The sequence below is a fragment of the Acinetobacter baylyi DSM 14961 = CIP 107474 genome, from assembly GCF_000368685.1.
Classification (GTDB): Bacteria; Pseudomonadota; Gammaproteobacteria; order Pseudomonadales; family Moraxellaceae; genus Acinetobacter; species Acinetobacter baylyi.
Genome location: NZ_KB849628.1, coordinates 936151 through 948766, shown reverse-complemented (window position 1 = coordinate 948766; position 12616 = coordinate 936151). Strand labels below are relative to the sequence as shown.

11 protein-coding genes are annotated in these 12616 nt (G+C 38.9%); 6 read left to right on the top strand and 5 right to left on the bottom strand.

Annotation, left to right across the window (positions count from 1 at the left end):
• Positions 1-1131, bottom strand: a complete 1131-nt coding sequence (locus F952_RS13795; RefSeq protein WP_004928893.1) for an HlyD family secretion protein — start codon at positions 1129-1131, stop codon at positions 1-3.
• Positions 1132-1144: 13 nt separating this feature from the next.
• Positions 1145-2584 carry a TolC family protein gene (locus F952_RS13790; RefSeq protein ID WP_050816569.1) on the bottom strand — a complete coding sequence of 480 codons (1440 nt, stop codon included), beginning with the start codon at positions 2582-2584 and terminating at the stop codon, positions 1145-1147.
• A 367-nt stretch (positions 2585-2951) separates the two neighbouring features.
• Here F952_RS13790 and serC point away from each other — a divergent pair, with 367 nt between their 5' ends.
• Entirely contained in the window at positions 2952-4031 is a 1080-nt protein-coding gene (gene serC, locus F952_RS13785) for a 3-phosphoserine/phosphohydroxythreonine transaminase (RefSeq protein ID WP_004928889.1), read from the top strand.
• Between the two features lie 59 nt (positions 4032-4090).
• Here serC and F952_RS16965 read toward each other — a convergent pair whose 3' ends face one another.
• The gene (locus tag F952_RS16965) at positions 4091-4240 is read right to left on the bottom strand and encodes a hypothetical protein (protein WP_004928886.1); all 150 of its coding nucleotides are present in this window, start codon (positions 4238-4240) and stop codon (positions 4091-4093) included.
• A gap of 37 nt (positions 4241-4277) precedes the next feature.
• A complete protein-coding gene (locus F952_RS13780) occupies positions 4278-5216 on the bottom strand; it encodes a hypothetical protein (protein WP_004928876.1) in 939 nt (312 codons plus the stop codon).
• A 222-nt stretch (positions 5217-5438) separates the two neighbouring features.
• Between F952_RS13780 and F952_RS13775 the strand changes: the two genes are divergently transcribed.
• The 5 genes from F952_RS13775 to F952_RS13755 all read left to right on the top strand — a co-directional run bounded on the left by F952_RS13775 (position 5439) and on the right by F952_RS13755 (position 11563).
• Positions 5439-5906, top strand: a complete 468-nt coding sequence (locus F952_RS13775) for a YaiI/YqxD family protein (RefSeq protein ID WP_004928874.1) — start codon at positions 5439-5441, stop codon at positions 5904-5906.
• Positions 5907-5914: 8 nt separating this feature from the next.
• The gene (locus F952_RS13770; protein ID WP_004928871.1) at positions 5915-6835 is read left to right on the top strand and encodes a DMT family transporter; all 921 of its coding nucleotides are present in this window, start codon (positions 5915-5917) and stop codon (positions 6833-6835) included.
• Positions 6836-7143: 308 nt separating this feature from the next.
• Positions 7144-8379, top strand: a complete 1236-nt coding sequence (locus F952_RS13765) for a lipoprotein-releasing ABC transporter permease subunit (RefSeq protein WP_004928869.1) — start codon at positions 7144-7146, stop codon at positions 8377-8379.
• Positions 8372-9058 (top strand): ABC transporter ATP-binding protein, encoded by a 687-nt coding sequence (locus tag F952_RS13760; protein ID WP_004928867.1) that lies wholly within the window; start codon positions 8372-8374, stop codon positions 9056-9058. Before F952_RS13765 ends, F952_RS13760 begins: the two co-directional genes overlap by 8 nt.
• 84 nt (positions 9059-9142) lie before the next feature.
• The gene (locus F952_RS13755; protein WP_004928865.1) at positions 9143-11563 is read left to right on the top strand and encodes a DNA internalization-related competence protein ComEC/Rec2; all 2421 of its coding nucleotides are present in this window, start codon (positions 9143-9145) and stop codon (positions 11561-11563) included.
• Here the strand turns inward: F952_RS13755 and F952_RS13750 are convergent.
• On the bottom strand, positions 11496-12509 hold the full coding sequence (locus tag F952_RS13750) for a lysophospholipid acyltransferase family protein (protein ID WP_011182575.1): 1014 nt from the start codon (positions 12507-12509) through the stop codon (positions 11496-11498). The two genes, F952_RS13755 and F952_RS13750, sit on opposite strands and share 68 nt — an antisense overlap.
• Positions 12510-12616 lie beyond the last annotated feature (107 nt).

Below are 12616 nucleotides of genomic sequence, written 5' to 3'. Positions count from 1 at the left end.
TTATTTGGCCTCTAATACATTGAATATCACACTCATGCCGACTTTAAGATCTGTAACAGGCTGTACAGGGGTCAGGTGAAGCTTAAAACTGCGAATATCATAACCACCAGTTTGACGAGTGGTTTTAATGGTTGCAAATTCACCTTCTGCATCAATATGCTTGATTTTAAATTCCACTTTTCGATCCAGAGCTGGGATATAACCTTCGAGCGTTTTTTGTTGATAGACCGAACGATATTGGTCTTCACGTACATTCAGACTGATCCAAAGGTCATGATCTTCCAGAATACTCAGCACTGGAACAGCCGCCGCGACAAGTTCTGATGGTTTTGGATATATTTTGGAAATGGTACCGTTAACAGGTGCATACAGTTTGGTTTCACCTTCAAGAGATTGTGCTTCACTTAAAGCCGCACGTGCAATTTCGACTTGAGCATCGGCCATAGATTTTTGCTGTGGTGTACTGCCACGTTTGGTACGCGCATATTGTTGATACGCGGCTTCGGTTAATGCTTGAGCAGAACGTTGCGCGGCAAACATTTCATCGCGACGCTGACGTGAAATGACACCTTCCTTATACAGGTTTTCTCCACGACGATAAGTGGTTGCTGCCAGTTCGGCCTGAGCTTTTACGCTTTGCCAGTTGGCATAAAGTGTTTCGATATTTTCTTCTTGAGAGCCACGTTCTGCGGTGGATTGTAAAGCCAGTGCTGATTGCAATGCAGCCTGAGCCTGTTGTTTTTTTGCTTCGACTTCTGGGCTGACTAAGCGAATAAGCGCTTCTCCTTTTTTAATCGCTTGTCCTTCCTGAACATAAATTTCATCTACCCGGCTAGGAACCTTGGTACTGATATATATCGTTTCTGCTTCAACACGCCCTTGGAGTGCGACCTTACGCGGTTGATAGGCTTTCCATAAGCCATACAAAATCAAAGCGATTAAGAGAATAACAATAATCACACCAATCAGTTTAACTATCGATTTCTGACTAGAAGACGATCTTAAATTTTCTGTTTTTTCTTGAGCGTGATGAGAAAATTCAGGGTCTTGTTGAGATCGTGTATCTTTTTCAGTTTCTGTTGCAGAGGAAACCGAATGTTCCATATCTGAAGATGAGTAATCTGGCTTCATGATTCCCTCTGAATTAACGGATATAAACCGTATTTGGCTGGTTGAGATAAGTTTTAAATTGGTCAATTGAGCCATGGCTTTGTAATAATGTGGCCAGCGACATTACATATTTATAGGCATTAATTGCCATTTCACTATCGAGAACATTTAACGCATTTTGAGCATCAATGACCTGATTAGCAGTTCCCATATTTTCTTTAAACGAAAGATTTTGTATGCGTAAATTTTCTAGAGCTGCCTGTTTATTTTCTTGTAGTAGTTGCTGTGTTTTCTGTGCAGAAATCATTTCGCTATAGGATTTTTGAATAATATTTTCAACCTCCTGTTTGGTGCGTTCTACCAAAAGCTCACTGGCGTAACGTTTAAGCTCGGCAGACTGTATCGTTTTGGTTTTATCCAGCCCCCCAAATAAGTTGTAGCGTGCCACAATGCCTACAATCCAGTTTTCGTTTTTATCTAAACTATATTCGGCAAAAGCAAATAGATTCGGTTTTTTAGCCGCTCGTTGAGCTTTAATATTCTCATCGGCAAGTTGAGTATCTACTTGCATTTTTCGAATCAGTGTCGATTGATCAGGATAGGTGGTGAGAAATTGGTTAATGGGTTGAGCACGCGTTACATTCACAAATAGAGCGGTTGAAAGATCGCTAAACTGTTGTTGATGAAGTAGATGATTCAGTTGAAATTGGCTGGATTCAAGGTTTGACTGGGCATTTTGCAAAAGTCGCTGGGCATTGTTACGTGCTACTTCAAACTGCATACGCTGTCCCTTGCTAATGAATCCTTGCTTTTCAAGTTTAAGTGCATTGTTGGCATGCAGTTGCATGGCATCCAAATTAAACTGACTGGATTTGACCAACTGCTGTTGCAACTGGACATTAAAATAAGACTGAATGATTTCAAAGCGCCGGATATCTTGCTGTTGTTCTGTACTGAGTTGTGCCCGCATGGCCTGTATGGTAGCAATTTGCTTGGCGCTTTTAATAAGTCCACCTGTATAAATGGGCATCACCAAAGAAATTGTAGGGCGAATCACCTCATCCTCAACTGTGAGATTGGCATAATTGGGAAATTGGTTAATGCCATTTTGAATCACGCCATTGACACCATTTTGAATATTACTCAAAACATCTGAAGGAATAGTGCCGCTCCATTGGTTCAGTTGATCGCTTAAACGTTCGCTTAGGGTATTCTCAAGATTCTGCTTAAAACTATCGAGAGGAACATCGACTTCACTATGAAATTTATAAGCACGAACATTTAGATCGACACGAGGTAACCCCAAACCTTTGGTCGCCTCTGCATCTAAACGCGCGGCTTGCTCTAACGCACTATTGGCTTGAGTCGTATACGAGCTTTGCAATGCCTGTTGTTCAGCTTCTTCATAACTCATGCTATGTGCAAAAATATGCGTACTGAATACAGACAAGACTGCAATAAATAGACTCGGCATTGCAAAAGCTTGAAAATACAATGCAGGTGAGTTCGATTTTTTTATCATGTGTTGATATATAAATTTCATGTAATGTTGTTTATCCATCGTCCCTGAAAGTATAGTCTTTTTTATGAGAACGTGAGTTATAGTCTTGTTTATTATACAATTGTATATCATAAAAAATCATCGATTTGCAATCTTGTTTGAATAAAGTACAAAATTAAATAACAGAATAATCGACTAAATTGAGCTATCTAATCGATTGAAGAAATAAAAGCAATTCCCTGTGAATATTGAAATTTTTGTTGGAGTAACTACTGCATGACCAGAAAAGATGTGGTTAAATGCCAACTCTAGTTTTGTTTCACTCAACAAAGGAACGATCATGCGTGCGTACAATTTCTGTGCTGGCCCAGCTGCTTTACCCACTGCTGTTTTAGAAAAAGCTCAACAAGAATTGTTGGACTGGCAGGGTAAGGGGCTTTCCATCATGGAAATGAGCCATCGTAGTAAAGACTATGTTGCAGTTGCTGAAAAAGCTGAAGCTGATCTCAGAAAGTTAATGAATATTCCTGAAAACTATCAGGTACTATTTTTACAAGGCGGGGCTTCTTTACAATTCTCAGCAATCCCTATGAATTTACTGGGAAAAAATAGCAAGGCTGATTATATTCATACTGGAATTTGGTCAGAAAAAGCGCTGAAAGAAGCGCAGCGCTATGGCGATATCAATGTCATTGAAGCAGGTACCAGTATTGATGGCAAACTGGCCATTAAGAATCAAAGCGAATGGAATTTATCCCAAGATGCCGCTTATGTTCATTATGCAGAAAATGAAACAATTGGTGGTATTCAGTTTGCAGATATTCCTGATGTCAATGTACCACTAGTTTCTGATTTGTCTTCAAGCATTTTATCTGCGCCTTTAGATGTCTCTAAGTTTGGTTTGATTTATGCAGGCGCTCAAAAAAATATTGGTCCAGCAGGTTTAACGATTGTCATTGTACGTGATGATCTCCTTGATCAGTCCCGTTCAGATATTCCGAGCATTTTAAAATACTCGGCTCAAGCTAAAAATGGTTCGATGGTAAATACACCAGCAACTTATGCTTGGTATTTATCTGGTCTGGTATTTGAGTGGTTGCTTGAGCAAGGTGGAGTAGATGCTATTCATCAAGTCAATTTGGAAAAAGCTAAATTGCTTTATGGCTATATTGATTCTAGCGATTTTTATAATAACCCGATTGCTGTGCCTAACCGTTCCATCATGAACGTGCCATTTACCTTGGCAGATGAAGCTTTGGAAAAATTATTTTTGCAAGAAGCAGAAGAGAATCATTTGCTTAATCTTGCAGGTCACCGTTCCGTAGGTGGTATGCGTGCCAGTATTTATAATGCTGTTCCTTTAGAAGGCGTACAAGCATTGGTTAACTTTATGGATACTTTTGTTCAAAAACACGGATAATTTTCCAGCAAAAAGCCCTCATCCAATCTAATTGATGAGGGCTTTTTGACATGTGCAGTTTAGACTGGAAAAAAACCAAGATGATGAATAATCATCGCGGCTAAAAACATACCTAATGCAAAAAAGCATATTGCAGCAGTATCGAGTTTAATACGCTGCTGCCCACTCAATTGAATTAGATTGGTCGTTTGTTCAGGTATAATTTTCATCAATACGCCTAGATGATTAATTTTGTGTGGAAATATATTAATTTACACTACTTTTAGCATAAATATTCGCCTGAATCCAGATATTACCGCGAATATATTGGCCAATTTCAAAATTTTTGTATGAATTATTTTGAGTTGCAATCCGAATTAATATCGCAGGTAAATGATCTTCCAATACTAAGGTCACATCATATAACGTATATTCTTGATCCATAAATGTCATGGATGTTTTTCCAACAATATTTCCTTGAAACCATGCTTCATCTTCTTGCCCCATGGTTTCGCCATATAAATATGCCACCATTTTGGAAAAATCGACAGTCACAGGTTCTTGATCTTCTGGTGTTTTAGGCTTCCAAGCATTAATTAATTCTTGTAGATTTTCAGGGGCGACTCCATTATGTGCCGTTAAAATATCATTGAGGGCACGGTGATGTTTAATCGATGCAGGATCATCGACCAAAATTGTTTCATTGGCCGCGACTTCCTCTAAATGATATGCCCATGCATTTAATTGAACCTGATAAGTTTGATTGTTTTCATAATGGCGACTATTTACGCTAAACAGATTATCAAATGCATAAATAATGGTATTTTGATTCAGTCGAAGTCTTAAAACTGCCTGTGTTTCAGATTTACAGGTAATAATACGTTCAATCGACGCATTATATTTATAAGGACTTTCAAAGGTAGGGAACGCTGTTTTAAGTGCTTGAGGTTTATTATTTTCAACTGCAATAATTTGCGTCACTTTAAGATGCGATTGAGAAGGACCCTGAATTAACCAAAAGTTGGCATTCATCTCATCTTCATTTTCACATAATCCCATGGGCATTACAGGTGCATCTAATGCCATTCCAAGCCATTTAGGAACATCCTGTTCTGGAGTATCACTCAATAAAGCCCAGTGTTCACCATGGCTGCCAAAACCTTGATCTTGAATAGTAACGATTTCTGGACTGTTCTGATTTTTCATATGACTCGGAGTAAGATTTAACGATTTATATTATTAAATCGAGCATATCTAATTTTTTTCAAGTCTCAAGATACAATTATGTAAAAAATACTCTGTTTTTCTTTTTTAAATTCATGATGATGTCATCTATAGCGAGTACAAATGAAAAAAAGCGCAGGCGGTTTGTGCGGCTCAGAGTCAACTCTGTTAAAATACGGTCATTTTTATCACGGTTGAACTTGAGTGCTGCCATTTAAACTCTGGGTAGATGCGGATGCTTTGCCAAGAATTTTGCGTGAAGTTATTTTACGTGCTTCAGATCGTTACCAACTGGAAGTTACTTTTGTCGCAAATCAGAATGTCGGGATTACGCCGTCAGTCAGAATCAAGTCTATTCAGGTGATGAGTGGTGCAGATCGGGCTGACCAAGAAATTGTAGATCGTATGCAGGCCAATGATATTGTGATCACTCAAGATATTCCTTTAGCGGCGCAAGTCATTGAAAAGGGCGGAATCGCGATTCATCCACGCGGTGAGGTTTATACCACAGCCAATGTAAAAGCTCGGCTACATCTACGTGATTTTATGGATACGTTACGCGGCGCAGGTGTGCAAACGGGTGGTCCACCACCTATTTCTGAACGGGACAAACGTGAATTTTCAAGTGCATTGGATCAAACGATTTTAAAGCAAAAACGTAAAACTGCGTGAGAGCAATTATGCCCACCAAAACTAATATTATGCTGACCTATATTGTGTTGGTATTCATTTGGGCATCTACACCCCTGGCAATTGTCTGGAGTGTATCTGACCTAAATGTTTTATGGGCGATGGTTTTACGTTTTTTTATTGCTTTACCCTTAGCTGTCATTATTTTATTTGTGCTGAGAGTCAAATTTCCTACCGATAAAATTGCTGTGCATAGTTATATTGCTGGATCATTTAGTTTGATCGGTTCTCAAGTATTTACCTACATTGCAACCCAGTATTTGAGTTCGGGTATTATTGCTTTAATGTTTGGCTTGGCACCCATCATTGCAGGGTTGATCGGTTGTTTTGCGTTTGGACAACAGTTAAATCGTTTGCAATGGCTGGGTATGGCAATCGCAATAACAGGTCTGGCTGTGATTTGTGTTGGTGGTGCATCGCAGCATATTCATCCTTTAGGCATAGGTCTGATGCTGATTAGTGTATTTACCTATTGCTGTTCAATTTACTGGGTCAAAAAAGTCAATGCGGATGTACAACCAATTGCACAAGCAACAGGCTCAATTCTGATTTCAACTTTGGTTTCGTTGTGTTTATTACCTTTTATTTGGGCACATGCACCTACGCATATTCCAGAAATTAAATCACTGATGGCCTTACTTTATACAACAATTATGGCTTCTCTGATTGCGATGTTTTGTTATTTTAAATTGGTTAAAAATATCCAACCGACAACATTATCACTCACCAATGTAATGACACCAATATTGGCTTTGGTGATTGGAGCGCTTTTTAATCATGAGCGAATTTCACTCATGGTCGTGATCGGCGCTATGATTATATTAAGTGGCCTATTTTTATATTTTTATCGTGATATACAGGCCAATCGACGTTTTAGCCAACATATGAAACAGCAACTTCGTCAAAAATAATATTGCTTTGGAAAACTGCTCTAACAAGTTACATAACCTACATACATTAAATCAATCTGTTGATATTTTTGAGTTAATTGTTCTAATTCGTAGTTTAAATCAGGATCAAATTGATCTCATGGACCAACTAGTACAAAATAGGGCCGCAACAAATAATCAGAATCGTAAGGGTCATTATAAGAAAGAATCGGTTTAACCCGCTGTGTTAACCCAGATTCTTTTGGTGTATCAATACGTGTTAGATGCTGATCGCAGTATTGAGTGCAATACTGTATTTCCGATAATGAAATGACCTTGGACTAATTGGTATGTTTAAACCAATCTCGCTGTATATAGGGTTGCGATATACTCGTGCTCGGCGTAGTAATCACTTTATTTCTTTTATTGCCTTAGTTTCGATGATTGGTCTGACCTTAGGTGTTGCGGTATTAATCACCGTTTTGTCTGTGATGAATGGTTTTGACCGTGAATTGAAAAATCGTGTGCTGGGAATGGTTCCACAGGCCACAATTTCATCAACACAGATATTGACCAATTGGCCAGAGCTTGCAAAAAAAGTTGAAGGACACAAGCATGTGGTTGGTGTTGCACCATTTACACAACTGCAAGGGATGCTGACAGCACAAGGTCAGGTTGCAGGCATTATGGTCAGCGGAATCGACCCGCAGTATGAAAAAAAGGTATCGATTATCCAGAATCATATGGTTGCGGGTAGTATTGATAATCTTAAGAAAGGTGAGTTTGGGATTGTACTGGGCAAACAGATGACAGATGCATTGGGGCTTGGCCTCAATGATAATGTGACTTTGGTTTTACCTGAGGCAACACCTTCTCCTGCTGGAGTAGTTCCTCGTTTTAAACGTTTTAAAATTGTTGGGATTTTTAGCATTGGTGCAGAAGTTGACTCAATGATGGGTTATATCGCTTTAAACGATGCTTCAACTTTACTACGTTTACCAGATGGCGCTCAGGGAATTCGTTTAAAACTGGATGATATTTTTGCTGCTCCTCAAGTGGCAGATGATATTGTTAGAACCTTACCACCTAATTTTTATGCGTCTAACTGGACCTATACACACGGTAACCTATTTAGTGCGATTCAGATGGAAAAAGCCATGGTGAGCTTGCTTCTATTTCTGATTGTACTGGTGGCTGCATTTAATATCGTTTCATCTTTAGTGATGGTCGTCACAGACAAAAAATCTGATATTGCGATTTTGAGAACGCTGGGTGCTTCGCCAGCAACTATTACTAAAATTTTTATGGTGCAGGGCACAGTGATTGGTGTGATTGGTACGGTGGCTGGTGCGGTTCTTGGGGTTATTTTTGCATCGAGTGTGAGTAATATTATCGACTGGGTAAATACCGCTTTAGGTCTTCATTTATTTGATGCTTATTTTATTAATTATTTGCCATCTTACTTGCGCTGGCAAGATGTGGTCCTGATTGTGTCGGTTTCTTTATTGTTAAGTTTCCTTGCCACTATTTACCCAGCATTACGTGCAGCTAAGATTCAACCAGCAGAGGCATTACGTTATGAGTAAAATTGTGCTGGAAGCAAAAGATGTTTACAAACATTTTACTGATGGTAAATCGACAGTAGAAGTGATCAAGGGATTATCACTCAAAATTGCTGCGGGCGAATTTGTATCGATTGTGGGTGCCAGTGGTTCGGGTAAGAGTACCTTGCTGCATATATTGGGTGGATTAGATCAACCTACGCAGGGGCAAGTGTTCTTAAATGAGCAACGTTTTGATAATTTGGGCGAAGCGGAACGTGGCTTCAAACGTAACCAGTATTTGGGTTTCGTTTATCAGTTTCATCATTTGCTGCCAGAGTTTTCTGCGCTTGAAAATGTTGCCATGCCTTTAATGTTACGTGCGGATACCAATTACAAAGAGGTCAAACAACAGGCTGAGCACTTGCTGGATCGTGTTGGCCTATCACATCGTTTAACCCACAAGCCAGGTGAGCTTTCGGGTGGTGAGCGTCAGCGTGTAGCATTGGCACGTGCTTTGGTTGCCAGACCTGCGGTGATGCTGGCTGATGAACCAACTGGTAATCTTGATCGTAAAACGGCATTTGGTATATTTGAATTACTCAGTGATCTTAAACAAGAATTTAACATGGCCATGCTGATTGTTACGCATGATGAGCAATTGGCCCAATCTGCCGATTCAATTTTGCATATGCAGGATGGTCTATGGGTTGATCATTCTTAGTAAATTGATTTAAAGGATAAAGTTTTTCCGAGAGCTTTATCCTCTATTTAATATTATATAAAGCAATTACTTTAGTTTATAACAATGTTTAAAATTATTTTATTGGGGTGGATTGCTGGCATTGCCATGATGGGCAGGACACTGGAATGCATTGAACCATTTACATGCATTACAGGAATTCTGACTTTTTTGATATGGGCTATTTATTTCTACAAAAAACGAAAGCATCAGATTGGTTCTGGATTAAGAGCACTTGTTATCTTAATTTCTGCCAGTTTCTTATTTGGTATAGGCGCACAATACGCAGATTCTGCTCTTGAGGAACGCTTGTATTATAAAATAATGCATTCGGATACACATGAGGTGATTATTTACGTTCATCAAATGGGTGAATCTTCAGATAAAGGTATAAAACAAGTCGCTGAAGTACTCAACATTCATCCTGATGTCGTGAATTGGGTATTTTATATTGATCAGAGCTTACTGGGGGCTGAAAAAAGCAGTAGCCTTGAGCTTGGTCAGTATTATCGAATCACTGCTAAGACCAAGCCGATACATAGCTATGCACTTGAAGGTGCATTTGATGTGGAAAAATGGTTTGTTCAGCAAAATTGGCAAGCGACTGCCCAAGTTTATCGTATACAAACCTTAAGCAAACAAGAGGTGATGAGTGCAGGTTTTTATTTACATGTAAAACAGCAACAGACATGGCGAGCACAGTTTTTACAGTCTGTTGAAAAGCTCAGGCTTAAATTTCGGAACTACTTTATAGATTCATCCTTATCACATCATGCACTCTTACTGGCGCTCCTAACAGGAGACCGCAGTTTACTCAATCCAGAGCTTGAGCAGCAATTTCAACGTTTTGGCATTTCTCACTTGTTGGCGATTTCGGGACCCCATGTGCTCATTTTTGCTGCCATGGTAAGCTGGATTTTTACTCGATTGATTCATCGGTTTAAACCAGAAATTTACTTATCAATTCCACGTCAAAAATTGGTATTACTCCCTTTTTTAATGTGTGTGATTTTATATTGTGCTTTTGTTGGCTTTGAAATCCCTGCACTTAGAACGCTGTTTACTGTAATGCTTGGCAGTATTTTACTTTTGATACGACATCATCTAAGTGCTTTTTCACTTTTGGTCTTGAGTGCATCCTTACTGTTATGGATGGACCCCTTTAGTATTTTATCCGCTGCATTTTGGCTATCTTATGGTGCATGTTTTATTTTGATCAGAATTTATCAAGATATGACACAAGCACAGCAGTTTCATCAGACTCGTTTTACGCGTGGGATGCAGATTCTAAAAGCATTGGTTAGATCACAATGGAAAATTTTTGTCGCTCTGATGCCTTTGACGTTAATTATTTTTAAGCAAATATCATGGATTGCTCCATTATCTAATCTAATCGCAATTCCGATATTGGGCGGTATTATTGTGCCTCTAGATATTATGGCTGGATGCTTATGGCTATTCATTCCATCACTTGGAAATCTGTTGTTTTATTTAAATAATAGCCTGCTCGAATTATTTATCGGAATCTTAAAAGGTCTTGATCATTTATTTAATCCTCAGCTTCAATATTATGCATTTACGCCGTTACTACTGATTTGTCTCACTTTAGCCATTGTGATCCTATTTCTACCCAAAGGCGTGGTTCCAAAATTCTGGTCAGTTTTATGCTTCGTTCCACTTTTAATTCCTTCTAAAATGATTCGGCCCACTCAGATTAGTATTTTAGATGTAGGACAAGGCCAGTCAATTTTTATTCAGGACCAAACCCAGCGTATTTTGCTAGATACGGGTGGATACTATGATGAAAGTAAATTTAGTATTGGCAAACAGGTCGTGGTTCCATTCTTGAAGTCTCAAGGTGTGCATCAACTGGATCGAGTAATTTTGACTCATCTTGATCAGGATCATAGTGGTGGACTACCTGCAGTATTGCAATTGATCCCAACGCGTATGATTCAGGCCAATGAAGAAATTAAAGATTTATCTATTCCATTCTCATTGTGTCATTCTGGTCAGACTTGGGAAACATCAGAGCTAAAAATCCAGATATTGTCACCAAAATTAGAAAATTTACAGTCTACGGTATTTAATCGTAATGAAGCGTCTTGTGTGATGTATTTACAGCTTAAACAAGCATCAGATTTAAAGTATTTTCTGATGATGGGGGATGCAGGCTGGGAAACCGAATATCAGCTATTACAACAATATCCCGATCTTAAAGTTGATGTTTTAATTTTGGGGCATCATGGCAGCCAACACAGTTCATCTTATGATTTTCTCAAGAGATATCATCCCAAAATTGCGATTGCTTCAGCAGGGTTTGAAAATGGATATGGTCATCCGAGTGCTGAGGTAAGCAATCGTCTGCAAGATTTGAATATTCCCTTATTGAGTACAACTGATAAGGGAGCGATTCATTTTAAGTTTGATTCAGGGAATGAGCAGACAGAATTTTATCGTCAGTCGTATAAGTGGTTGCAGCGTTAAGACGCTCTCTGTTGGCTTGACGTACCTGTTCTACATTGGCTAAAGCATCTTCTTCATTGAGCGTGTATAGATTATCTAGTTCAGGATTGGCTTTGAAACGTTTATAACTCCAGTGGTAATGATCTGGATATTTTCTGATGAGGTCTTCAATGGCATGATGAATCACCAGTGTGCCATCATGATCTGTACCTTGATAAATCGCAGGATCCATGGGTTCAATAAACATATCAAAACCATGATTTTCATTGCGAATAGCATATAAAAAAAGAGCTTTTGCCTTGGTTTTTTGAATCAATTTAGCGCTGAGATTACTTGATGCGAGGGGAATGCCAAAATAATCAACCATTTCACCGCCTACATTCGGGGTATGATCAGGCAAGATCACGGTGGTTCCACCTTGCTTAAGCGCCTTAAAAATCTGACGAACGCCACTTTCATCTGTTGGAACCAGTTTAGCCTGCTCTCGGCTTCTTGCTTCACGTACAAAACGATCGGCATCTTTATCTTTGACAGGTTTATACAAAATTGTCATGTCGGTATATTGAGCGCACCAAGCATTCATGATTTCCCATGTTCCAAAATGTGGAACAATGAGAACGATACCTTTATTTTCGGCAATAGCCTGATGAAAAAAATCTGCACCTTCTACATGATGAATGCGAGAGATATTCTTTTGATTGGATGAACCCCAGATACTGAAAAACTCCATGTAAGAGGTGAGTTCGTTACGAATCGCATTTTGGATAATACGTTCTCGTTGTTGGTCATTTAGATAGGGCAGCGTAATTTTAAGATTAAGTTGAATTGTTCTGGATGTTTTTGTGAGTTTGAGCGTATTCACCAAGCCTGCAAGCATACGTGCAAATAAACGTGAAAGCTGAATAGGTTGTCGGCTAATAAACTTAAGCAAACGATACATAAAGCTGCGTGAATCAGATGTCGTCATTATAAAAGTGCTTAGAATCAAGAACAGGGGCTTATCGGATAAAAATATTATAAGTTAAATTATAACGATTAAACAGTTTTTACCGATTCAGTGTATATAATGGCAGT

Bases quoted from the DNA above. Each gene is read 5' to 3' on its own strand.
- F952_RS13795 (WP_004928893.1), bottom strand. From the start codon at position 1,131: ATGAAGCCAGATTACTCATCTTCAGATATGGAACATTCGGTTTCCTCT.
- F952_RS13790 (WP_050816569.1), bottom strand. From the start codon at position 2,584: ATGCCGAGTCTATTTATTGCAGTCTTGTCTGTATTCAGTACGCATATT.
- serC (WP_004928889.1), top strand. From the start codon at position 2,952: ATGCGTGCGTACAATTTCTGTGCTGGCCCAGCTGCTTTACCCACTGCT.
- F952_RS16965 (WP_004928886.1), bottom strand. From the start codon at position 4,240: ATGAAAATTATACCTGAACAAACGACCAATCTAATTCAATTGAGTGGG.
- F952_RS13780 (WP_004928876.1), bottom strand. From the start codon at position 5,216: ATGAAAAATCAGAACAGTCCAGAAATCGTTACTATTCAAGATCAAGGT.
- F952_RS13770 (WP_004928871.1), top strand. From the start codon at position 5,915: ATGCCCACCAAAACTAATATTATGCTGACCTATATTGTGTTGGTATTC.
- F952_RS13765 (WP_004928869.1), top strand. From the start codon at position 7,144: ATGTTTAAACCAATCTCGCTGTATATAGGGTTGCGATATACTCGTGCT.
- F952_RS13760 (WP_004928867.1), top strand. From the start codon at position 8,372: ATGAGTAAAATTGTGCTGGAAGCAAAAGATGTTTACAAACATTTTACT.
- F952_RS13755 (WP_004928865.1), top strand. From the start codon at position 9,143: ATGTTTAAAATTATTTTATTGGGGTGGATTGCTGGCATTGCCATGATG.
- F952_RS13750 (WP_011182575.1), bottom strand. From the start codon at position 12,509: ATGACGACATCTGATTCACGCAGCTTTATGTATCGTTTGCTTAAGTTT.